General features: G+C 68.5%; 20 protein-coding genes and 2 riboswitches. Of the genes, 14 read left to right on the forward strand and 6 right to left on the reverse strand.

The annotated features are described in order from the left end of the window. Positions 1–192 precede the first annotated feature (192 nt). From ACK41U_RS04295 to cobO, 3 genes are all read right to left on the reverse strand, one after another. Entirely contained in the window at positions 193–1,554 is a 1,362-nt protein-coding gene (locus ACK41U_RS04295) for a trehalose-6-phosphate synthase (RefSeq protein WP_409676467.1), read from the reverse strand. Between the two features lie 9 nt (positions 1,555–1,563). Next, on the reverse strand, positions 1,564–2,286 hold the full coding sequence (otsB, locus tag ACK41U_RS04300) for a trehalose-phosphatase (RefSeq protein ID WP_409676470.1): 723 nt from the start codon (positions 2,284–2,286) through the stop codon (positions 1,564–1,566). Positions 2,287–2,390: 104 nt separating this feature from the next. Next, a complete protein-coding gene (gene cobO / locus ACK41U_RS04305; RefSeq protein WP_409676473.1) occupies positions 2,391–3,032 on the reverse strand; it encodes a cob(I)yrinic acid a,c-diamide adenosyltransferase in 642 nt (213 codons plus the stop codon). 39 nt (positions 3,033–3,071) lie between these two features. Next, positions 3,072–3,284: riboswitch (cobalamin riboswitch) on the forward strand. A 103-nt stretch (positions 3,285–3,387) separates the two neighbouring features. Here cobO and ACK41U_RS04310 point away from each other — a divergent pair. Genes ACK41U_RS04310 through cobJ form a run of 7 tightly spaced genes read left to right on the forward strand, consistent with a single transcriptional unit; the run spans position 3,388 to position 11,259 of the window. Further along, positions 3,388–3,753: a DUF1636 family protein gene (locus tag ACK41U_RS04310; protein WP_409676476.1), complete on the forward strand. Its 366-nt coding sequence runs from the start codon at positions 3,388–3,390 to the stop codon at positions 3,751–3,753. 2 nt (positions 3,754–3,755) lie between these two features. Further along, positions 3,756–4,811 (forward strand): cobalamin biosynthesis protein CobW, encoded by a 1,056-nt coding sequence (gene cobW / locus ACK41U_RS04315; RefSeq protein ID WP_409676479.1) that lies wholly within the window; start codon positions 3,756–3,758, stop codon positions 4,809–4,811. Further along, positions 4,811–8,044: a cobaltochelatase subunit CobN gene (gene cobN, locus ACK41U_RS04320; RefSeq protein ID WP_409676482.1), complete on the forward strand. Its 3,234-nt coding sequence runs from the start codon at positions 4,811–4,813 to the stop codon at positions 8,042–8,044. Before cobW ends, cobN begins: the two co-directional genes overlap by 1 nt. Beyond that, positions 8,041–9,159 (forward strand): precorrin-3B synthase, encoded by a 1,119-nt coding sequence (cobG, locus tag ACK41U_RS04325; protein ID WP_409676485.1) that lies wholly within the window; start codon positions 8,041–8,043, stop codon positions 9,157–9,159. Before cobN ends, cobG begins: the two co-directional genes overlap by 4 nt. Then, on the forward strand, positions 9,159–9,788 hold the full coding sequence (locus tag ACK41U_RS04330) for a precorrin-8X methylmutase (protein WP_409676488.1): 630 nt from the start codon (positions 9,159–9,161) through the stop codon (positions 9,786–9,788). Before cobG ends, ACK41U_RS04330 begins: the two co-directional genes overlap by 1 nt. Beyond that, entirely contained in the window at positions 9,788–10,528 is a 741-nt protein-coding gene (locus tag ACK41U_RS04335) for a precorrin-2 C(20)-methyltransferase (protein WP_409676491.1), read from the forward strand. The genes ACK41U_RS04330 and ACK41U_RS04335 overlap by 1 nt, the downstream gene beginning before the upstream one ends. Beyond that, positions 10,525–11,259 carry a precorrin-3B C(17)-methyltransferase gene (gene cobJ, locus ACK41U_RS04340; RefSeq protein WP_409676494.1) on the forward strand — a complete coding sequence of 245 codons (735 nt, stop codon included), beginning with the start codon at positions 10,525–10,527 and terminating at the stop codon, positions 11,257–11,259. Before ACK41U_RS04335 ends, cobJ begins: the two co-directional genes overlap by 4 nt. Here the strand turns inward: cobJ and ACK41U_RS04345 are convergent. Next, positions 11,229–11,978, reverse strand: coding sequence for a cobalt-precorrin-6A reductase (locus tag ACK41U_RS04345; protein WP_409676497.1), 750 nt, complete (start codon positions 11,976–11,978; stop codon positions 11,229–11,231). The genes cobJ and ACK41U_RS04345 overlap by 31 nt on opposite strands. Between ACK41U_RS04345 and cbiE the strand changes: the two genes are divergently transcribed. The 7 genes from cbiE to ACK41U_RS04380 all read left to right on the forward strand — a co-directional run bounded on the left by cbiE (position 11,977) and on the right by ACK41U_RS04380 (position 17,924). Then, the gene (cbiE, locus tag ACK41U_RS04350) at positions 11,977–13,173 is read left to right on the forward strand and encodes a precorrin-6y C5,15-methyltransferase (decarboxylating) subunit CbiE (RefSeq protein WP_409676500.1); all 1,197 of its coding nucleotides are present in this window, start codon (positions 11,977–11,979) and stop codon (positions 13,171–13,173) included. The two genes, ACK41U_RS04345 and cbiE, sit on opposite strands and share 2 nt — an antisense overlap. Continuing rightward, positions 13,164–13,511 (forward strand): cobalamin biosynthesis protein, encoded by a 348-nt coding sequence (locus ACK41U_RS04355; RefSeq protein ID WP_409676503.1) that lies wholly within the window; start codon positions 13,164–13,166, stop codon positions 13,509–13,511. Before cbiE ends, ACK41U_RS04355 begins: the two co-directional genes overlap by 10 nt. Beyond that, a complete protein-coding gene (gene cobM, locus ACK41U_RS04360) occupies positions 13,508–14,281 on the forward strand; it encodes a precorrin-4 C(11)-methyltransferase (protein WP_409676506.1) in 774 nt (257 codons plus the stop codon). Before ACK41U_RS04355 ends, cobM begins: the two co-directional genes overlap by 4 nt. Beyond that, positions 14,278–15,609, forward strand: a complete 1,332-nt coding sequence (locus tag ACK41U_RS04365; protein WP_409676509.1) for a cobyrinate a,c-diamide synthase — start codon at positions 14,278–14,280, stop codon at positions 15,607–15,609. The genes cobM and ACK41U_RS04365 overlap by 4 nt, the downstream gene beginning before the upstream one ends. A gap of 20 nt (positions 15,610–15,629) precedes the next feature. Next, positions 15,630–15,853: riboswitch (cobalamin riboswitch) on the forward strand. Between the two features lie 32 nt (positions 15,854–15,885). After that, on the forward strand, positions 15,886–16,551 hold the full coding sequence (locus ACK41U_RS04370; protein ID WP_409676512.1) for an energy-coupling factor ABC transporter permease: 666 nt from the start codon (positions 15,886–15,888) through the stop codon (positions 16,549–16,551). Then, on the forward strand, positions 16,548–17,291 hold the full coding sequence (cobF, locus tag ACK41U_RS04375; RefSeq protein ID WP_409676515.1) for a precorrin-6A synthase (deacetylating): 744 nt from the start codon (positions 16,548–16,550) through the stop codon (positions 17,289–17,291). Before ACK41U_RS04370 ends, cobF begins: the two co-directional genes overlap by 4 nt. A gap of 117 nt (positions 17,292–17,408) precedes the next feature. Next, positions 17,409–17,924: a BrnA antitoxin family protein gene (locus ACK41U_RS04380; RefSeq protein ID WP_409676518.1), complete on the forward strand. Its 516-nt coding sequence runs from the start codon at positions 17,409–17,411 to the stop codon at positions 17,922–17,924. A gap of 46 nt (positions 17,925–17,970) precedes the next feature. Here ACK41U_RS04380 and ACK41U_RS04385 read toward each other — a convergent pair whose 3' ends face one another. Together ACK41U_RS04385 and carB are read right to left on the reverse strand one after the other, a co-directional pair. After that, positions 17,971–19,668, reverse strand: coding sequence for an ATP-dependent nuclease (locus ACK41U_RS04385; protein WP_409676521.1), 1,698 nt, complete (start codon positions 19,666–19,668; stop codon positions 17,971–17,973). Positions 19,669–19,686: 18 nt separating this feature from the next. Continuing rightward, positions 19,687–23,025: a carbamoyl-phosphate synthase large subunit gene (gene carB / locus ACK41U_RS04390; RefSeq protein WP_409676524.1), complete on the reverse strand. Its 3,339-nt coding sequence runs from the start codon at positions 23,023–23,025 to the stop codon at positions 19,687–19,689. Between the last annotated feature and the right edge of the window lie 108 nt (positions 23,026–23,133).

Genomic DNA, 23,133 nt, shown 5'->3' on the forward strand with positions numbered 1-23,133 from the left:
GGGGGATCGGGGGGATGCTGCGAAACGCGCGTCCCGCAAGTCCAATCTGCACCTTGCGGGCGGCACCGTCACGCAGAGAGGCGTCCGCCGATGCCGCGCCGCAGAAACTGCCTGTTGATCGGGCAGTTTCTGGCGAGAATGCCGCACGGGCGGGCCGGTTCTGGATGCGGACGGCCCGCCAACTGCCTTCGGTCAGGCCGATTCGGTGGCGTCGGTCAGCGCATCCAGATAGGTGGCCGACCACCAGCCGACATCCTGTTCGATCACGCCCTGCAGCAGCGCGGAATGGCGGCGACGGCGCTCGTTCGGGGTCATGCGGGTGGCCTCGGCCATGGCCTGCGCCATCTCGTGCGGGTCGTGGGGGTTGACGATCAGCGCCTCGGTCATGGTCTCGGCGGCGCCGGCAAAGCGCGACAGGATCAGCACGCCCGGATCGGTGGGGTCCTGGGCTGCGACATATTCCTTGGCCACAAGGTTCATCCCGTCCGCCAGCGGCGTCACCAGCCCGATCCGCGCCTGCCGGTACAGACCCGCCAGAACCGGGCGCGGGAAGGGGCGGTGAATGAACCGGATCGGCGTCCAGTTCAGCGTCGCGAACTGGCCGTTGATGCGGCCCGCCAGATGCTCGGTTTCCTCGCGGATGTCCTGATACGCCTCGACCTCGCCGCGCGTGGGGGGCGCGATCTGCAGGAATGAGACCCGCTCGATCAGGTCGGGATGGGTGTCCAGCAGCATCTGATAGGCCCGGAACCGCTGCGGCAGGCCCTTGGAATAGTCCAGCCGGTCCACGCCGATCATCATGCGGGCGCCGGTCAGGCTGCGCATCCGGTCCTCGTCCGGGGCGTGGCGGGCCTCGGCGATGAACGAGGCCGCGTCGATGCCGATGGGAAACACCCCGGCCCGCAGCTCGCGCCCGCACAGGCGCAGCCGGTCGCCGGGAAGGTTGTCCAGATCGCTCAGCTGGCGCGCGCTTTCGGTAAAGCTGTGCAGGTCGCGATGGGCCTGAAAGCCCAGCAGATCGTAATGCGACAGCCAGTCGAACAGCTCGGCCGGGTTGGGCAGGGCGGCACAATCGGCGGGTCCCGGAAAGGGGATATGCAGGAAATGCCCGATCGCCGCCGTGACGCCCCGCGCACGCAAAGATGCGGCCAGCGCGAACAGCTGGTAATCCTGCACCCAGATCCGGTCTCCGGGGCGCAGATGGGGCAGCATCAGATCGGCGATCCGGTCCGAGACGCGGCGGTACCCCTCCAGGTATTCCGGCGCGATCCGCATCAGGTCGATGCGCCCGTGGCACAACGGCCAGAGGATCGAGTTGGAATATCCGGCATAGTAATCGTCGTAATCCTGCTGGGACAGGTCAAAGGACAGCCGCTGGAAGGCGGCGCCGGGATGGTCGTGCAACTGGTCGGCGGGCTGTTCGGACGGCTCGCCCGAAAAGCCGATCCAGACGCCCCCCGAACTGCGCAGCGCATCCTCCAGCGCGACGACCAGCCCACCCGAGGGGCTGTCGCCAAGGGGCAGGCGGTTCGAAACAACAATCAGACGCGACATGGGGATACCTCAGACAAGGGCCGCGTCCAGCCACAGGGCCAGCGCAGCGGGATCGGGCAGGCGGTGGCGGGCGACGGTCGGGCCGTCGCCGATCTTGATGGCAAACCCGCCCTGCGCCTGCGCCTCGGCCATGGCGGGTTCGTCGGTGGTGTCATCCCCGGCATAGACCGGAACGCGGCCCGCAAAGGGCGCCATGGTCATCATCCGGGCCAGCGCGTCGTTCTTGCCCACGCCCTGCGGGCGCAGCTCGACCGCCATCTTGGCCGGTTGCAGCGCCAGACCGGGATTGTCGGCGGCCAGCCGGGCCATCGTCTCTTCGACAAAGCCCCGCAGCGCGGGGTCGCTGCGATAGTGCATCGCGACGCCATGGGGTTTGTCCTCGACCAGCACGGCGGGGTGCGGGGCGGCCAGATCGCGGGCGGCGCGATGCAGGGCCCCGACGTCGAAATCCGCCTCGTGCGCGGCGTCGATCCGGCCCGGTCGGGGCGAGAACTCGGCGCCGTGGCTGCCCGCGACGATGCCCGGAAAGCCCGGCATATGCCCGCGCAGATCAGCGACATTGCGCCCCGAGATCAGCGCCAGCGCGCCGTCAAGCCGGTCATGCAGCCGCAAAAGCCGGTCGGTCAGGGCGGGCGTGACCACAACCGCATCGGGGCGGTGGGCAATCTCGACAAGGCAGCCGTCGAAATCCAGAAACAGCGCGGCATTATCGGGCAGAGGGGGCAGGGTCATCAGACAGGGATTCCTTGGTTCGGTCGGAGTTTCGGGCGGGAGTTCGGGCGGGGCCATCATCTCAACCCCCGGCAGGGCGAAAGGGTTCACGCGCAGCGACAGCCTCAGAACTCGACACCGGCCTGCGCCTTGATCCCGGCGCGGAACGGGTGCTTGATCTGCGCCATCTCGGTGACCAGATCGGCCGCCTCGATCAGCGCCTCGGGGGCGCCGCGCCCGGTCAGGATCACATGAGTCATAGGCGGTTTCTCGGCCTCGAGGAAGGCCAGCACCTGCGCCACATCCAGATAACCGTAGCGAAAGGCGATATTTATCTCGTCCAGCAGCACCATGCGGATGGCAGGGTCGCGGATCAGATCCTGCGCGCGCGCCCATCCCGCCTCGGCTGCGGCAATGTCGCGGGCCTTGTCCTGGGTTTCCCAGGTAAACCCCTCGCCCATGCTGTGAAACTGGCAGACATCGGCGAAATGCGTGGTCAGCAGGCGGCGTTCGCCCGTGTCCCAGGCGCCCTTGATGAACTGCACCACCGCGCAGGGCATCTGATGCGCAATGGCGCGCATGATCATGCCGAACCCGCTGGAGGATTTGCCCTTTCCCGGCCCGGTATGAACGATGATCAGCCCCTTTTCGCCGGTCTTGGTCTCCATCATCCGGTCGCGCGCGGCCTTTTTCTTCGCCATTTTCGCGCTGTGGCGGGCCTCATCCTCGGCCAGGGTCGGTGGCGGGATCGTGTCGGGTGGCGTCATCGGATCGCTCCTTGCGGTTGACAAACGGGGCGGGCAGCCCTTTGGTAACCCCGCGCTGGTTCCTGCCGCAAGGCAGGCGAAGAGGGAATGTGAACGGGTGGCCCAAAAGCACCCCGAATGCAGCCGCCCCCGCGACCGTGACCGGAAAGGTCGCCCGATGCCACTGGCAATCTGCCGGGAAGGTGGGGCGAGCGTTGGGCGTCTGCCCTGAATCCGCAAGCCGGGAGACCTGCCAGCGCCGGATGAAGACGGGCGAACGGGGTGTTTCGCAACCGGCAGTCGGCGGCGGGCACGGTCCTGTCGCGCTGTTGGCCTGCGCGCGCCCCGGATGCCCCTGACGAAAGGACCGGCCGCGATGCGCGCCATTCTGCATGTCTGCACCACCTGCCGGGGCCCGGACCCTGCGGCAGATCCCGATGCGCCCCGCCCCGGCGCCGCGCTGATGGACGCGCTGCGCACGGATGTCCCCGAGGGCGTCGAGATCCGCGCCGTCGAATGCCTGTCGGCCTGTTCGCAGGGCTGCGCCGTCGCGCTGACCGGCACCGGCAAATGGTCCTATGTCTATGGCCGCCTGACGCCCGGTGACGCCGCCGACATCCTGACCGGCGCCTCGGCCTATGCCACGGCCTCTGACGGTATCGTGCCATGGCGCGAACGCCCCGCTATCTTCCGCAAGCAGAGCCTTGCCCGAATCCCTCCACATATTCCCCCGCAGGAGTGAGCATGACCGATCTGACCAAAACCCCCGTGACCGTCATCACCGGCTTTCTGGGCTCGGGGAAAACCACGCTGATCCGGCATCTGATGGCCAATCCGCAGGGTCTGCGGCTGGCCGTGCTGGTCAATGAATTCGGCACGATGGGGGTCGATGGCGACATCCTCAAGGGCTGCGCCGACGACAACTGCCCGGCCGAGAACATCGTCGAACTGTCGAACGGTTGCATCTGCTGCACGGTCGCCGACGATTTCATCCCGACGCTGGAGGCGCTGATGGCGCTGCCGCGCAAGCCCGACCATATCCTGATCGAGACCTCGGGGCTGGCGCTGCCCAAGCCGCTGCTGAAGGCCTTCGACTGGCCCGCGATCCGCTCGCGCATCAGCGTGGACGGGGTGATCGCGCTGGCCGATGCCGAGGCGGTGGCGGCGGGCCGCTTCGCGCCCGACGTGGCGGCGGTGGATGCGCAGCGCGCCGCCGATGACAGCCTTGACCACGAAACGCCGCTGTCCGAGGTGTTCGAGGATCAGATCGCCTGCGCCGACGTGATCCTGCTGACCAAAGCCGATCTGGCCGGTGAGGCGGGCGTGGCCGCAGCCCGCGCCGTGATCGAGGCCGAACTGCCCCGCAAGCGGCCCATCCTGACCGTGACCGAGGGGCAGATCGACCCCCGCCTGATCCTTGGGCTGGGCGCCGCCGCCGAGGATGACATCGACGCCCGCCCCAGCCACCATGACGGCGAAGGCGATCACGAGCACGAGGATTTCGACACGATCGTCATTGAGCTGCCCGAGATCACCGACCCCGCCGATCTGGGCGCCCGCATCGCCCGGCTGGCGGCTGAGCAGAACATCCTGCGCGTCAAGGGCCATGTCGCCGTGGCGGGCAAGCCCATGCGCCTTCTGGTGCAGGCCGTGGGCGCGCGGGTCCGCCATCAGTATGACCGGCCCTGGGGCAGCCAGCCGCGCGTCTCGCGCCTGGTGGTGATCGCGGAACATGACGACGTGAGCCCGGATGCGATCCGCGCCGTGCTGGTGCCAAACCCTGCAGACGTGCCCGCCTGATGCATGTCATCTTCCGCGAACAGGTCGGGCTGGACCAGACCGACACCCCCTTTGATCCCGGCCAGACGCCCGGCGATCTGGTGGTCCTGTCGTTTTCCGACAGCGATCTGGGGGCGTTTGCGGCGGGATGGAAACGGGCCGCGGGCGGGCTGCCGTCGCTGCGGTTGTGCAATCTGGTGGCGCTGCGGCATCCGGTCTCGGTCGATACCTATCTGGACCAGACCCTGTCGGGCGCGCGCGGCATCCTGATCCGCCTGATCGGGGGCGAGGCGTATTGGCCCTATGGTCTGGCCTCGGTCGCCGATCTGGCGCGGCGGCGGGGCATCGCTTTGGCCGTGCTGCCCGCCGACGGGCGCGCGGATGCACGGCTTGAGGCGGAGTCCACCGTGCCGCCCTCGGTGCTGCGCCTGTTGCAGCGGCATTGCGATCAGGGCGGAGCTGTCGCCGCGCAGGCGGCGCTGGCGCAGATGGCCATCGCCTCGGGGCTGGAGGCGGCGCCGGTGCCGGGGATCAAGACGCTGCCCGAGATGGGGTTTTATGACCCCGATCATGGGGTGATCGCCGCGCCGGACCGGCCCGAGGCGCTGGTGACCTTCTATCGCAGTTGGCTGGCAGCGGCCGATGTGGCGCCCGTCGATGCGCTGATCCGGGCGTTGCGGGAGCGGGGGATTTCCGCAGTCGGGGCGTTTGCGCGGTCGCTGAAGGCACCGGGGGTTGCCGGATGGCTGGCGGGCGCGCTGCCGGGGGGGCCGGGGCTGGTCGTCAATGCGACGGGGTTTTCGGGCGGCGGCGTCGATGGGCATTCGGGCAACGAAGAAATGGCGGGGGTCGCGCCGTTTGGCGGCTGGCCCTGTCCGGTGTTTCAGGTGGCGCTGTCCACCAACCGCCGCCGCGAATGGGCGGTGGCCGAGCGGGGGCTGTCGCCCTCGGATCTGGCGATGAACGTGGTGCTGCCCGAGGTGGACGGGCGCATCTTTGCGGGGCTGATCAGCTTCAAGTCGCCCGAGCCGCGCGACCCCGACCTGCAATATTCGCGCTTTGCGCATCGGGTGGACCGGGGCCTGCTGGACGCGGCGGTTGGGCGGATCGCGGCGTGGCGGCGGCTGGCGCAGGTGCCCGCGCGGGACCGGCGCGTGGCGCTGGTGCTGTCCACCTATCCGGGGCGCGCGTGGCAGGTGGCGCATGCGGTGGGGCTGGACGCACCCGCCTCGGCGGTTGCCGTGGCGGGGATGCTGGCGGGGGCGGGATATGACGTGCCCCCCGGCCCGGCCATGCCCGAGGGCACCGTGACTTGGCCACTGGAGGCGTATCGCGCCGCGCTGACCCGCCTGCCGCAGGCGTTGCAGGACGATCTGCACGCGGCCTGGGGGCCGCCCGAGACGGACCCGGATTGCCGCGATGGCGCCTTTCATCTGCGCGTCACCCGGCGCGGCGCCCTGCTGCTGGCGCTGCAGCCCGAGCGCAGCCACCGCGAGGGGCGCGAGGACAGCTATCACGACCTGACCCGCGTGCCGCGTCATGCCTATGTCGCGTTTTATCTGTGGCTGGCGCAGCAGGACCCGCATGCCCTGATCCATATGGGCGCGCATGGCACGCTGGAATGGCTGCCGGGCAAGGCGGTGGCGCTGTCGGGCGCGTGCTGGCCTGCCGCTTTGACGGGGGCGCTGCCGGTCATCTATCCCTTCATCGTCAACGATCCGGGCGAGGCCGCGCAGGCCAAGCGCCGCATCGGCGCGGTGACGCTTGGCCATCTGCCGCCCCCCATGCGGGCCAGCGCCCTGCCCCCCGGCATGGCGGGGCTGGAGCGCAGCTTGGACGAATACTCCACCGCCGACGGTATGGACCCGGCGCGGCGCGACCGGCTGATCGCGTCGATCCGCGACGAGGCGCGCGCGCTGGGTGTCGAGGCCGATCTGGGCATTCCGCCGGATGCAAGTGCGGCCGAGGCGATCACCCGCATCGACCGCTTTGTCTGCGACATCAAGGAAAGCCAGTATGGCGAGGGACTGCACATCTGGGGTCAGGGCGTGTGTGGCGAGGCCGAGCGCGCGGGCCTGATGGCGGCGCTGGACGGGCGCTTCGTGGCGCCGGGGCCCTCGGGCTCGCCCAACCGGGGGCGCGCGGATGTGATGCCCACCGGGCGCAATCTGTTCAGCGTCGATCCGCGCGCCGTGCCCACGCCCTCGGCCCATGCGCAAGGCGTCAAGCTGGCCGAGGAACTGCTGCGCCGCCACTTGCAGGATCACGGCGACTGGCCGCAGGGTCTGGTCGTCGATCTGTGGGGCAGCGCCACCATGCGCACCGCCGGAGAGGAATTCGCCATGGCGCTGCATCTGGCCGGGCTGAAGCCCGTGTGGGACGCCGGATCGGGCCGCGTCTCGGGCGTCGAGGTGATCCCGCTGGCGCTGCTGGACCGCCCGAGGATCGACGTGACGCTGCGGGTCTCGGGCCTCTTTCGCGACGTGTTTCCCGCGCTGGCGCAGCTGTTTCAGACCGGCGCGGCCACGCTGGCGGATCGCGGTGAGGCGCCGGACATGAACCCCTATGCGGCGGGGGCGCGGGTCTTTGGGCCGCAGCCCGGCCAGTACGGTCTGGGCATGGGCACCGCGCCCGACCAGTTCACCGAGGCCGCGCGGGCGGCGGCGGGCGAGGCGTGGCTGGCGGCGTCCAGCTGGGCAATCGGCGCGGATGGCACCGCGCGCGAGGCCCGCGCCCAGCTGGAAACGCGTCTGAGCCGCGCCGACAGTTTCGTCCATGCGCAGGACCTGCCGGAAAGCGACCTGCTGCTGGCCGCCGATTATGCCGCGCATGAGGCGGGCTTTGCCGCCGCCATGGCACGGATCGGGGCGCCCGCGCCCGCGATGTATCATCTGGACGCCACGCAGCCCGACCGCCCCCGTGCCCGCACCCTGACCGAGGAAATCGCCCGCACGGTGCGCGCCCGCGCCGCAGACCCCGCATGGGCCGATGCGATGACCGCCCACGGATACCGCGGCGCCGCCGAGATCGCCGCCACGCTGGACCATCTGGCGGCCTTTGCGCATCTGGCGGGCGCGGTGCCTGCGCATCTGTTCGATCTGTATCACGACGCCACGCTTGGCCGCCCCGAGATCGTGGCCTTCATGGCGGACGCCAACCCTCAGGCGCTGGCCGCCCTGCGCGACCTGTTCCGCCGTCTGGCCGAGGCCGGGCTGTGGGTGACGCGCCGCAACTCGATCGCGGCGGCGCTATGAGCGTGGTGAACGGCCAGATCAAAGGCTGGTGCCCCGGCGCCTTGCAACCGATGGAATCGGGCGATGGCTGGGTCCTGCGCCTCCGCCCGCCCGGCGGGCGGCTGGATGCGGGGCAGGCGGCGGCCATTGCAGATGCGGCGCAGGCCCATGGCAACGGCGTGATCGAGCTGACCGGGCGGGCCAACCTGCAGCTGCGTGGCGTGACACCCGCCAGCCATACACCCCTGATCGCGGCCCTGCGCGCGGTCGGCCTGATCGACGCGGATGCCGCCACCGAGGCGCGGCGCAATATCATGGTCACGCCCTTTGCCGATGCCGAAGCCGACGCTCTGGCAACTGCGCTGGCGCAGGCGCTGGCCGCAAGTGACCTGACCCTGCCCGCGAAATTCGGCTTTGCCGTCGATACCGGCGCAGCCCCGGTTCTGACCCGCGACCCCGCCGACATCCGCATCGAGCGGGGCGCGCAGGGCCTGATCCTGCGGGCCGAGGGCATGGCGCAGGGCACGCCGTTCAAGGCCCCGGAACAGGCGCTGAACCTTGCCCGCTGGTTTCTGGATCAGGGCGGCACGGTGCAGGGCCGGGGCCGGATGGCGGCGCTGATCGCGCGCGGTGCCGTGCCGCCCGGCGCCACCTTGCCCGCGCCTGCGCCCGGCGCGCCGCCCGCCCCCGGCCCGACCCCGCAGGGGATGCTGGCGGCGCTGGAATTCGGGCAGATCCCGCCCGATACGCTGCGCCGTCTGGCCCGCCTTGGCCCGCTGCGGATGACGCCGTGGCGGATGGTGCTGGTGACGGGCACCCGCAGCCTGCCCGCCCTGCCCGGCGTGATCCTTGACCCCCGCGACCCGGCGCTGCGGCTGCGCGCCTGCCCCGGCGCGCCCGCCTGCCCGCAGGCCCATGCCGCCACCCGGTCCGTGGCGCGCGATCTGGCGGCGCTTGTGCCCCCGGACGCGGTGCTGCATGTGTCGGGCTGCGCCAAGGGCTGCGGCTGGCCCCACAGCGCCGATCTGACCCTGACCGCGACGCCTGCGGGGTTCGATCTGATCCGCCATGGCCGCGCCTGCGATCCGGCAGCCCTGCGCGGGCTGCACGCCCTCCAACTGCCGAAGGTTCTGTGATGCCCCACATTTACGAAATGGACGGCGCCGCGATCTATCGCCAGTCCTTCGCCATGATCCGGGCCGAGGCCGACCTTGCGCGCTTTGATCCCGACGAGGAACCCGTCGTCGTGCGCATGATCCATGCGGCGGGGCTGGTGGGGCTGGAACGCGACGTGGCCTTTACCCCCGGCATGGCCACCGCCGCCCGTGCCGCGCTGGCGGCGGGCGCGCCGATCCTGTGCGATGCTCGCATGGTCAGCGAGGGGATCACAAGGCCGCGCCTGCCCGCCGGAAATCAGGTCATCTGCACCCTGAACGACCCCCGCGTGCCCGACATGGCGCATCAGGCCCGCAACACCCGCAGCGCCACCGCGCTGGAACTGTGGCGCCCGCATCTGGCGGGCGCGGTGGTGGCGATCGGCAATGCGCCCACCGCGCTGTTTCACCTGCTGAACATGCTCGACGACCCCGCCTGCCCCCGCCCCGCCGCAATCATCGGCTGCCCGGTGGGCTTTGTGGGGGCCGCCGAATCCAAGGCGGCGCTGATGGCCGCACCCCCCTGCCCCTCGCTGATCGTGCGGGGCCGTCTGGGCGGATCGGCGATCACCGTGGCCGCGATCAACGCGCTGGCCAGCCGGAGGGAATGATGGGCCGGATCATCTGCGCGGGGCTGGGGCCGGGCGATCCCGACCTGATCTCGGTCCGGGCCGACCGGGCGGTGCGGGGGGCGCGCCATATCGCCTATTTCCGCAAGCCCGGACGGCAGGGACAGGCCCGCCGCATCGTCGAGGGGATGCTGGCCCGCGATGCGGTCGAATACCCGATGGAATACCCGGTCACGACCGAGATCCCCTTTGACAGCCCGGCCTATAACGACCTGCTGTCGCGCTTTTACGATGACTGGGCCGACCGGCTGGCGGCGCTGGCGGCGCAGGCCGATGTGGTGGTTTTGTGCGAGGGCGATCCGTTCTTTTACGGCTCGTTCATGCATCTTTATGTGCGGCTGCGGGACCGGGTGCCGATGCAGGTGATCCCCGGCATCACCGGCATGGCCGGGTGCTGGCATGCCAGCGGCACGCCGATCACCTGGGGCGACGATGTGCTGACCGTGCTGATGGGCACCCTGCCCGAGGCCGATCTGATCCGCCATATGGCCAGCAGCGACGCGCTGGTGGTGATGAAGACGGGCCGCAACCTGCCCCGCGTGCGCCGCGCCCTGGCCGCAACGGGTCGGCTGGACGCGGCCTGGCTGATCGAGCGCGGCACCATGCCCGGCCAGCGCATCGCCCGGCTGGCCGAGGTGGGCGACGCCGACTGCCCCTATTTCGCCATCGTGCTGGTCCACGGGCAGGGCCGCCGCCCCGTTGCGGGCGAGGCAGACGCATGAGCGGCTGGATCACCGTCGCGGGGCTTGGCCCCGGCGCCGAGGCGCTGATCACGCCCGAGGTGACGGCGGCGCTGGATCAGGCGACCGACATCGTGGGCTATATCCCCTATGTCGCGCGGGTGGCGGCTAGGGACGGGCTGGTCCTGCACCCCTCGGACAACCGGGTCGAGCTGGACCGGGCGCGGCTGGCGCTGGATCTGGCCGCAGCGGGGCGGCGGGTGGTGATCGTGTCCTCGGGCGATCCGGGCGTCTTTGCCATGGCCTCGGCCCTGTTCGAGGCGGTGGAGGAGGCGCAGACGGACCCCGACATCCGCATCCTGCCCGGCATCACGGCGATGCTGGCGGCGGCGGCGCGGGCGGGGGCGCCTCTGGGCCATGATTTCTGCGCCATCAACCTGTCGGACAATCTCAAGCCCTTTGCGCTGATCGAGAAACGCCTGCGCCATGCCGCGCGGGGCGATTTCGCGATGGCCTTCTACAACCCCCGCTCGGCCAGCCGCCCCGAGGGTTTTGCCCGCGTGCTGGACATCCTGCGCGAGGAATGCGGCCCCGACCGGCTGATGATCTTTGCCCGCGCCGTGACCACAGCCGAGGAATCGCTGCGCGTCGTGACACTGGCCGAGGCCCGCCCCGAGATGGCCGATATGCGCACCGTCGTCATCCTCGGCAATGCCGCCACGCGACGGGTCGGGCGGTGGGTCTATGCGCCGCGCCGGGCGGGGCCGGTCTGATGCAGCCAGTCCAGCACAAGCGCCGGATCAGCCAGCATCTCGCGCGGCGGCAGCACGGGCCGGTCGATCATCACCACACGCACGCCCAGGGCCCGCGCGGCCAGCAGCTTGGCCCGCGCACCCGTGCCCCCGCTGTTCTTGGCGACCAGATGGGTGATCCCGTGGGCCTGCATCAGCGCGGTATCGCCCGCGACGGTGAAGGGGCCACGCGCCACCACCACCCGCGCGCGCGGCAGGGGCGGCGCCTCGGGCGGATCGACCAGCCGCAGCAGCCAGTCATGCGGCAGATGCGCAAAAGCCGTCAGGTTCTGGCGCCCGATGGCCAGAAACACCCGCGCGGGCCGGGCGGGCAGAGCCGCCACGGCGCCCGCCATATCGGGCACGCGCTGCCAGTCATCCTCGGGGGCGGGCTGCCATTCGGGGCGCTGCAACCCCAGCAGCGGCAGGCGCAGGGTCGCGCAGGCGGCGCAGGCATTGGCGCTGATCTGCGCGGCAAAGGGATGGGTCGCGTCGATGACATGGGTGATGCGCTGCGCCCGCAGCCAGTCGGCCAGCCCCCCGGCCCCGCCAAAGCCGCCCACCCGCACCGGCAGCGGCTGGGCCAGCGGCGCGGCGGTGCGCCCGGCATAGGAAAACACGGCATCGACCCCCGCACCGGCCAGCAGGCGGGCGGCGTGGCTGGCCTCGGTCGTGCCACCCAGCAAAAGGACGCGCCGCATGTCTGACCCCTGGCTGACGATCATCGGTCTGGGCGAAGATGGCGCGTGCGGGCTGCCGGATGCAAGCCGTGATGCGCTGGCCCGCGCGCAGGTGATCTTTGGCGGGCCGCGTCATCTGGCGCTGGCGGGCGCGGGCGCGCGGGGGCAGCCATGGCCGGTGCCCTTCGACATCGCGCCGGTGCTGGCGCTGCGGGGGCAACGGGTCGCGGTGCTGGCCTCGGGCGATCCGTTCTGGTTCGGCGCGGGGGGGGCGCTGGCCGCCACGCTGGCGCCCGGTGAATGGCGCGCCCTGCCCGCGCCGGGGGTCGTCTCGCTGGCCGCCGCCCGGCTGGGCTGGCGGCTGGAGGACTGCGTGACGCTTGGCCTGCACGCCGCGCCTTTTGAGGGGCTGCGCCCGCATCTGGCGCGCGGCTGCCGCATCATCACCACGCTGCGCGACGGGCAGGCCCCCGCCGCGCTGGCGGGGTGGCTGTGCGCGCAGGGGGCGGGGGCGGCGCGGCTGGTGGTGCTGGAACGTCTGGGAGGCCCCACCGAGCGGCTGCGCCGGGCGCAGGCGGCGGGCTTTGCGCTGGAGGGGATCGCGGCCCCGGTCGCGGTGGCCATCGACGGCGCCGATCTGCCGCGCGGCTTTGGCCTGTCGGCGGTGCCGGGGCGCGAGGATGCGCTGTTCGACCATGCGGGCCAGATCACCAAATCGCCGGTCCGCGCGCTGACGCTGGCGGCGCTGACGCCCCGGCCCGGTGCGCTGCTGTGGGACATTGGCGGCGGCTCGGGGGCGGTGTCGGTCGAATGGGCGCTGGCCGGGGGCCGCGCGATCTGCATCGAGCCGCGCGCCGACCGGCTGGCGCTGATCGCGGAAAACACCGCCCGCTTTGGCGTGGCCGCGCGGGTGACGGCGATGCAGGGCACCGCCCCGCAGGCGCTGGCGGGCCTGCCGGTGCCCGATGCGGTCTTTGTCGGCGGCGGCGCCTCGGACGCGCTGTTCGGGGCGCTGTGGCCGCTGCTGCCGCCCGGCGCGCGGCTGGTGGCCAATGCCGTCACGCTGGAGACCGAGGCGCTGCTGGCCGCCCTGCACGCCCGGTATGGCGGCAACCTGATGCGGGTGCAGATCGAGCACGCCACCCCTCTGGGCGGGATGCGCGGCTGGCAGCCCGCCCGCCCCGTCACCCAATGGGCGTTCAGCACATGCGCATAGCAGGCATCGGCTGCCGCCCCGGCACCCCGCCCGAGGCCATTATCGCCGCCCTGCACGACGCAGGCGGCGCCGGGGCGCTGGCCACGATCCCCGACCGCGCGCCCGAGGTGGGCGCCGCCGCCCGCGCCCTTGGCCTGCCGCTGCATCTGGTGGCGGTCGCGGGCATCGACACGCCGACGCAATCGCCCCGCATCCTTGCCGCCCATGGCACCGGATCGGTGGCCGAGGCCGCAGCCATCGCCGCAGCCATCGCCATGGGCGGGCGCCTGATCGCGCCCCGCCGCATCTGCGGCACCACCCGCTTTCCCGTCACCATCGCCATCGCCGAGGTTCCATGACCGTCTATTTCATCGGCGCCGGACCCGGCGCGCCCGACCTGATCACGCTGCGCGGCCGCGACCTGATCGCCGCCTGCCCGGTCTGTCTTTACGCGGGCAGCCTGATACCGCCCGCCCTGCTGCGCCATTGCCCGCCGGGCGCGCGGGTGGTGAACACGGCACCCCTCAGCCTCGACCAGATCATCGACGAGATCGCGCAGGCCCATGCGCAGGGCCAGGATGTCGCGCGGCTGCATTCGGGCGACCTGTCGGTCTGGTCCGCCATGGGCGAGCAGCTGCGCCGCTTGCGCGCGCTGGACATCCCGGTGCAGATCACGCCCGGCGTGCCGTCCTTTGCCGCCGCCGCCGCCGCCCTGCAGGCCGAGCTGACCCTGCCTGGCCTTGCGCAATCGGTGGTGCTGACCCGCACGCCGGGCCGCGCCTCGGCCATGCCGCCGGGCGAGACCCTCGGCGCCTTTGCCGCCACCGGCGCGACGCTGGCCATTCACCTGTCGATCCACGCGCTGGACCGTGTGGTCGCGGATCTGACCCCCCATTACGGCCCCGACTGCCCGGTCGCGGTGGTCTGGCGCGCCAGCTGGCCCGACCAGCGGGTGATCCGCGCCACGCTGGCCACGATCGAGGCGCAGGCGCAGGGCATCGACCGCACCGCGCTGATCCTTGCAGGCCCGGCGCTGGCGGGCGAGGGGTTCGACGACAGCCGCCTTTACGCAGCCGATTACGACCGCCGCTATCGCCCCGTGGGCGCCGATCCGAGGTTTCCCGAATGACCGCGACACCGGGTCTGATGATTTCGGCCCCCGCCTCGGGGACGGGCAAGACGATGCTGATGCTGGGCCTGCTGAATGCGCTGCGGCGGCGGGGGCTGGCGGTGCAGCCCTTCAAGTCGGGGCCGGACTATATCGACCCCGGATTTCACCGCGCGGCCTCGGGGCGGGCCTCGTTCAATCTGGATGCCTGGGCGATGGAGCCGGGGCGGATCGCCGCCCATGTGACCGGCCAGCCGCCCGCCGATCTGGTGCTGGCCGAGGGCTCGATGGGCCTGTTCGACGGGGTGGCGCGGGCGGGCGAGACGGGCATCGGCTCCAGCGCGGAAATCGCCATGATGATGGGCTGGCCGGTGCTGCTGATCCTCGATGTGGGCGGGCAGGCGCAGTCGGCGGCGGCCACTGCGCGGGGCTTTGCGACGCTGCGGCCCGACCTGCCCTTTGCGGGGGTGGTGCTGAACCGCGTCGCCTCGCCCCGCCACGAGGCGCTGATCCGCGAGGGCATGGCCGAGGCGGGCATCCGCGTGCTGGGCGCCCTGCCCCGGCAGGGCAACATCACCCTGCCCGAGCGGCATCTGGGGCTGGTGCAGGCCGAGGAAACGGCGGATTTGCAGGCGGTTCTGGACCATGCGGGCGATTTCGTCGGCGCCCATTGCGATCTGGACGCGATCACCGCCGCCGCCGCATCCCGCGCCCTGCCCGAGGCCGCGCCGCCCCTGCCCCTGCCCCCGCCGGGCGCCCGTATCGCGCTGGCCCGCGACGCGGCCTTCAGCTTTGTCTATCCGCATGTGACGGCGGCCTGGCGGCGCGCGGGGGCGACGATCCTGCCCTTTTCGCCGCTGGCCGATGAGGCGCCCGATGACAGCGCCGATTGCTGCTGGCTGCCCGGCGGCTATCCCGAACTGCACGCGCCCCGGCTGGCCGCCGCGCAGGGCTTTCGCGCCGCCATGCACCGCTTTGCGCAGACCCGCCCGGTGCATGGCGAATGCGGCGGCTATATGGCACTTGGGGCAGGTCTGGTGGATGCGGGGGGCGTACGCCACCAGATGCTGGGCCTGCTGGGGCTGGAGACCAGCTATGCCAAACGCCGCATGCATCTGGGCTATCGCCGCGCCGAGCCTGTGGCGCCGCTACCGGGCCTTGGCCTGCGGCCGCTGCGGGGGCACGAGTTCCACTATGCCTCGATCCTGTCGCAGCCCGATGCGGCGCTGGCCCGCGTCACCGATGCCAATGGCGCCGAAGTGCCCGAGACCGGCAGCCACCGCGCCCAGCCCGGCGGCGGGCGCGTGACGGGCACCTTCTTTCACCTGATCGCGCCCGCGACCGCTTGACCTGTGCGCGCGCCTCACGTCTATGTGAGGGTCTGTGTGGTGCCCGCCAGAACGCCAAGCGTCGGGCTTCATCGGGAATGAGGAAAGGGCGGACCCAGTCGCGGCGCCCCCGGCCTCAGCCGCCCCCGCGACTGTAAGCGGCGAGCGCGCGTCACCCAAGGCCACTGGGGGTCCGCCCCCGGGAAGGCCGACGCCGCGCCCTGACCCGCAAGCCAGGAGACCGGCCATGCAGGCAACTTCACCGCCGTCGGGTGTGACGGCCACAGGAGACTGACCATGCATATCGAACCCGGCATCGTGACCGGCGCGAAACTCGTGCTGAGCTACGCCACTGCCGCCGCCGCAGGCGGCTATACACTGAAGCTGGCGCTGGACACGGCGCGGCGCAGCACTGCGGGGTCGCTGGCCCTGCGCGCGGCGCTGGCCACCCTTGCCACATTCGTCTTTTTCGAGGTTCTGCCGACCTTCCCCGTCGGCGTCTCAGAGGTGCATCTGATCCTCGGCTCGACGCTGTTTCTGCTGTTCGGCGCGGCCCCTGCCGCCATCGGTCTGGCGGCGGGGCTGGCGCTGCAAAGCCTGTTCTTCGCCCCCGATGACCTGCCCCAATACGCGATGAACGTGACCACGCTGCTGGTGCCGCTGTTCGCCCTGTCGGCGCTGGCGCGGCGGATCATTGCGCCGGGCACGGCCTATGTCGATCTGCGCTATGGGCAGGTGCTGGCGCTGTCCGGGGCGTTTCAGGGCGGCGTCGTCGCATGGGTCGCGTTCTGGGCGCTGTATGGGCAGGGGGTCGGGGCGATGCCGGGCATTCTGACCTTCGGCGCGGCCTATCTGCTGATCATCGTGCTGGAGCCTCTGGTCGATCTGGCGGTGCTGGCGGGGGCCAAGGCGGCGCGCGGCTTGCGGGGCAGCGGGCTGGTCACACAGCGCCTCTACGCATGATCCGTCTGACCCTGATCGGGATCGGCACGGGCCATCCTGACCACCTGACCCTGCAGGGCGCCCGCGCCCTGCAAGAGGCTGATCTTGTTCTGATTCCCCGCAAGGGCGAGGCCAAGGAAGACCTTGCCCATCTGCGGCTGGCGCTGCTGGAGCGGCACCGGCCCGGCGGCGCTGTGGCGGCCTTCGATCTGCCGCTCAGAGAGGCGGCGGGCGGCTATCTGGCGGGGGTGGAACGCTGGCATGACGCGATTGCCGGGGTCTGGCGGGCCGAGGTGGCGCGGCATCTGCCGCAGGGGGGCACGGTGGCGCTGCTGGTCTGGGGCGATCCGTCGCTTTATGACAGCAGCCTGCGGATCGCGGCGCGGCTGGACTGGCCCGCCCGCGTCATCCCCGGCATCACCGCCATTCAGGCCCTCTGCGCCGCCCATGCCATCCCCTTGAATTCGCTGGGGTCTCCGGTGCTGATCACGACGGGCCGACAGCTGCGCGACCACGGCTGGCCCGCGGAATGCGACCGCGTTCTGGTGATGCTGGACGGCGCCTGCGCATTCGCCGAGCTGCCGCCCGAGGGGCTGTTCATCTGGTGGGGCGCCTATCTGGGCATGCCGGAAGAGGTGCTGGAGGCCGGGCCTCTGGCCGACACGGCGCCGCGGATCCGGGCGGCGCGGGCGGCGGCGCGGGCGGCGCATGGCTGGATCATGGATTGCTACCTGCTGGCCCGCGAGGCCCCGCACCGCTGATGCACCGGCGCGGCACCGGGCGTGCACCGCGCGTACACCGACAACGCCCGCCCCGTTAAGCCGCCATTAACCCCGCCCGCCGATGCTGATCGCCGGGTGACACGAGAGGGGCGGCAGATGGCGATCACCAGGGCCGAAGGGGCGCGGCGGGCGAATTACCACTATATGGCCGACGCGATGCGGATGCTGGAATGGGATCTGCACAGCACGGTCATGGCGCGGATGCGCATCCCCGAGGAATGGCACCGGATCGCGCAGGCCAAGGGCACGGCGCCCAAGACGCGGGTGACGCTGCGGCTGGATGCGGATCTGGTGGCCTTCTTCCGGTCCATGGGGCCGGACTGGCAAATTCGGGTCAACCGGCTGATGTCGGTCTGGATGCACGCGCGGCTGGCGGGGCTGATCGAGGGGGCCGAAACGATGGACTATCTGGCGCGGCGCGACGAGGCCGCGCTGGACGGCGCCCGCCCCGAATTCGGGGATCTGCAACGCGAGTGGGACCGGGCGATGGGGGCCGAGGGCGCGCCGGTCGGGGATGGCACGCCGGGCGTGCCGATGGAGGCACGGCGTGAGATGTCAGAGGCGGGGAAGCGGGCGCTGTTGGAGGAGATGCGGAAGAGGAATGGGTTGTGAGGGGAGGAACTCTATTAGGACAAAAGCAATACTTCCTCAATGCTACCTACTGAGTATCGGCTTTAACAACCAGATCCACAAAATCAATAAGTCCCTTCAGTTTTTCATCATCAAATGAATAGTCGTTTAAAACTGAAGTAACGAATTTTGGCCCATGACCACCAACCTCCGGACAAAATCCTTCAATTTCGCCCACAGGAACAATAAAAATCCCATACTCTTGCAGGTACTCGATTAAACTTTCAAAGTACCTTCGAACATCTCCCTTTGGCAATCCCGAAGCACCATGCTCTTTTAGCGCGGCCCACGCGGAGCGAGATTTAACCAAACTAGCAGCACGATTTGCCCTAAACTCTACAGACGACACCGACACAACGTAACTCAATAAATCGTCGTACATCTCCGCTTCTGATTTCGTTTTGTGCTTTGACTTTAGTTCAGAGTTTACTCTGCTCCAGTGCACCTTAGCTTGCTCAGGATCCGCGCCAAAAGCGATCAAGAGCTTCGACAGGAATGTCCAATCGGAAAGTGCATCAATGTCAAGAATAGTTTTTACTGGAACACCAACTTCACGAAGCGTCTTGGCGACTTTAGGAACAGAGTCCTTCCCCCCTGACGGGATAAATGAGATGTCGTCGCCATGAGAAACTCTATTCTTCTGAATATGCTTACTCGCGGAATTATACAAAAGACAGTCACTATGATCTTCGCAAATTATCGCTTGATCATGAAATATCGCATCGATGGCGTTCGAATACTTAAGCGACGGAGTTTTCCACAAAGACGATATAGAAGCGGTTGACGCCTCGTGAATGGAGTTCAGGTTTCCATCACGTATAACGCGCAGAATCCGAACGGCCCCCTGCGTACCTTCGAGAAAGCCGCGAACAAAATCGCCACTGTGGGTCGCGACAAAGATTTGACCGCTTATTTTGTCGCCAAGAAGTTCACCTAGCAATTTTTTTTGCGGAGGATGCAGAAACGCTTCTGGTTCATCTATAAGCGTAATAGACCTTGGCACTGACATTGCCTTGAGTACGGTTCCAGCAAAGCTCTTAATACCATCACCTTGCTTATCGAGTCGAGGGTTATCCCTCACAATCTTGACGTACTCATCAGAGGCCTGATTGGGGAAGAGCGCCTCATCTGGGCGCGATCCAAGATAAGCTATTATCAGGCCGCCAGATCGATAATCAAAAAGCAATTCTTTTCCAAATGAAGCCTTCATTATTTCATTAACTTCAGTCAACATAGCTTGACTATCGTACATAAACTGCAAGGGGTGAGAGTGTGGCTGCTCCCCCTCGCTATGTGATACAGGACCAACACCGCCCAAACGTGACATGGCGTCGAGCACACTCAAAAATGCTGCACTGAGCCCACCAGAGAGCCTACCACCGGCTTGCCATCCGTTATATGCTCCGGCCTGCAAGCCAGTAGAGTTAAAAACAACATGGTCGCTGCCAAACTCTATGGAATTCCGTAAAAAATACTCCGCAAAATCTTCACGACTACAGGAAAATCCAAAACTTGCATTGGTCGCCACCAGCCGAGCTTTAGGATTCACAGACGATAAATGATCTCTTATATCCCGAAGACTTTGCGATTTACCACTATTGTTAGCGCCGACAATTAATACCTTTTCATTTGGAGAAAACTCGAACTTTTGTCCAGACGAGAAAGTAAGTGAGGAAACCCATACGTGTGGGGAATCGATGCTCTTACTAAGATCGTCGCTTATCATGCCGCTCCCTCCAACAAACTAAGCCTGCAACGACCTCACGCCCACTTCCCCTTCCTCACGCGACTTGATCGCCGCCACTGCAGCAATACTCCCCGCCGCCGTGGTGAAATAGGGGATCTTGTCATAGAGGGCGACGGCGCGGATCTCGCGCGAGTCGGCGATGGCCTGCACGCCCTCGGTCGTGTTCAGGACCATCGCGATTTCGTCATTCTTCAGGCGGTCAACGATGTTCGGGCGCCCCTCATAAACCTTGTTCACGCGGGTCGAGGCCACGCCGTGGGCGTCGAGGAAATCCGCCGTGCCCGAGGTGGCGATCAGGTCAAAGCCCATGCCGACCAGATCGCGGGCGGCCTGCGCCAGCGCGTCGGATTTGTCGGCATCCTTGACCGACAGGAAGACGCGGCCCGTGGTCGGCAGGTTGGTGCCCGCGCCCATCTGCGCCTTGAGGAAGGCGCGGGCAAAGTTGCGGTCCCAGCCCATCACCTCGCCGGTCGAGCGCATTTCCGGCCCCAGCAGCGTGTCGACGCCGGGGAAGCGGGCAAAGGGCAGCACCGCCTCTTTGACCGAAAACCAGGGCGTGATCGGGTCGGCCAGCGTCATCGGGTCGGCAAAGGGCAGGTCATCCTCGGGGCCGACGCCTTCGGGATAGGGCGCGCGGGCGGGGAAGTTCGACATCGGCTCACCGGCCATCAGACGGGCGGCGATGCTGGCAATGGCGCTGTCGGTGGCCTTGGCGACAAAGGGCACGGTGCGCGAGGCGCGGGGATTGACCTCGAGGACATAGATCTCGTTGTCTTTCAGCGCGAACTGCACGTTCATGAGGCCCTTGACCTTGAGCGCGCGGGCCATCGCCTCGGTCTGGACCTTGAGTTCCGCGATGGTGGCGGCGTCCAGCGTGTGGGGCGGCAGCGAACAGGCCGAGTCGCCGGAATGGACGCCCGCCTCTTCGATATGTTCCATGATTCCAGCGACATGGACGTTGTGGCCGTCGCAGAGCGCATCGACATCCACCTCGATCGCGCCGGACAGGTAGCTGTCCAGCAGGACGGGATTCTTGCCGCTGACGGTCACAGCCTCGGTGATATAGCGACGCAGGTGGTCCATGTCGCGCACGATCTCCATCGCGCGGCCGCCGAGGACGTAAGAGGGGCGGATGACCAGCGGAAAGCCGATGCGTTCGGCGATGGTGATCGCCTCGGCGTCGCTATGGGCGATGCCGTTGATGGGCTGCTTGAGGCCCAGATCCTGCAGCAGATGCTGGAACCGTTCGCGGTCTTCGGCCAGGTCGATGGCGTCGGGGGTGGTGCCCAGGATCGGGATGCCTTCGTCCTGCAGGGCGTTGGCCAGTTTCAGGGGCGTCTGGCCGCCGAACTGGACGATGACGCCGTGCAGGGTGCCGTTACTCTGTTCGGTGTGCAGGATTTCCAGCACATGTTCGAAGGTCAGCGGCTCGAAATACAGCCGGTCCGAGGTGTCATAATCGGTGCTGACCGTTTCCGGGTTGCAGTTGATCATGATCGTCTCATAGCCCGCATCGGTCAGCGCATAGCAGGCGTGGCAGCAGCAATAGTCGAACTCGATCCCCTGTCCGATGCGGTTGGGGCCGCCGCCGAGGATGACGACCTTTTTCGCATCGGTGGGGCGGGATTCGCATTCCACATCGCCCATCGCCGGGGCCTCGTAGGTGGAATACATATAGGGGGTCTGGGCCTCGAATTCCGCGGCGCAGGTGTCGATGCGCTTGAAGACGGGGCGGATGTCGAGGGCGCGGCGGGCGCGGCGGATGTCGGATTCGTCGCGCTTGGTCAGGTGGGCCAGACGGGCATCGGTGAAGCCCATCATCTTGATGCGGCGCACCCCGTCGGCATCAGAGGGCAGGCCGTTTTCGCGGATGACATGCTCGGCGTCGATGATCTCGCGGATGCGGGCGAGGAACCACGGATCAAAGCTGGTGACGCGGTGGATCTCGTCGTCGGTGAGGCCGAAACGCATGGCCTCGGCGATGACACGGATGCGGTCGGGGGTGGCCCTGGACAGGGCGGCGATGACGGCGGGCTTGCCCTGTTCGCTGGCGCCCTCGATGGCGATTTCGTCAAGGCCGGTCAGGCCGTTCTCCATCGAGGCCAGCGCCTTTTGCAGCGATTCATGGAAGCTGCGGCCGATGGCCATCACCTCGCCCACGGATTTCATCGCGGTGGTCAGTTCCGGCTTCGATCCGGGGAACTTTTCAAAGGCGAAACGCGGGATCTTGGTGACGACATAGTCGATGCTGGGCTCGAAACTGGCCGGCGTGACCTTGGTGATGTCATTGTCCAGCTCGTCCAGCGTATAGCCCACGGCCAGCTTCGCGGCGATCTTGGCGATCGGGAAACCGGTGGCCTTGGAGGCCAGCGCGGAGGAGCGGCTGACGCGGGGGTTCATCTCGATCACGACCATGCGGCCATCGGCGGGGTTCACGGCCCATTGCACGTTCGAGCCGCCGGTCTCGACCCCGATTTCGCGCAGAACGGCGATGCTGGCGGTGCGCATCATCTGATATTCGCGGTCGGTCAGGGTCAGCGCCGGGGCCACGGTGATGCTGTCGCCGGTATGCACGCCCATCGGGTCGATATTCTCGATGGCGCAGACGATGATGGCATTGTCGTTGCGATCCCGCACGACCTCCATCTCGTATTCCTTCCAGCCCAGCAGCGATTCGTCGATCAGCACCTGCGCCATGGGCGAGGCGTCGAGACCCGAGCGCACGATGCGTTCGTAATCGTCGCGGTTATAGGCCACGCCGCCGCCGGTCCCGCCCAGTGTGAAGGCGGGGCGGATGATGGCGGGCAGGCCGATTTCCTCCAACGCCTCCATCGCCTGGGTCACGCCGGCATTGATGTCGTATCTGCCATTCGCGCCCCTGGGGGCGGCGATGATGGTGGCCTTGGGATTTTCCAGACCGATGCGGTCCATCGCCTCGCGGAACAGCTTGCGGTCTTCGGCCATTTCGATGGCGGCGCGCTGCGCGCCGATCAGCTCGACCCCGTAGCGGTTCAGCACGCCCGCATCGGCCAGCGCCAGCGCGGTGTTCAGCCCGGTCTGCCCGCCCATGGTGGGCAGCAGCGCGTCGGGGCGTTCCTTGGCGATGATCTTTTCGACGATCTCGGGGGTGATCGGCTCGATATAGGTGGCATCGGCCATCTGCGGATCGGTCATGATCGTGGCCGGGTTCGAGTTGACCAGAATGACCCGATACCCTTCCTCGCGCAGCGCCTTGCAGGCCTGCGCCCCGGAATAGTCGAACTCGCAGGCCTGCCCGATGACAATGGGGCCTGCGCCGATGATCAGGATAGATTTGATATCGGTTCTCTTCGGCATGGTGCTGCCCCCGGCTGTGATGAATATGCGCAAATCGACCGGGGTTATAGTCAAGACCGCCTTGGGCGCAAGGTCCGGCGGGGGGTCGGATCAACGAAAAGGCATCAT

Origin of the sequence: Paracoccus sp. (in: a-proteobacteria), assembly GCF_046289755.1 — a bacterium.
Classification (GTDB): Bacteria; Pseudomonadota; Alphaproteobacteria; order Rhodobacterales; family Rhodobacteraceae; genus Paracoccus.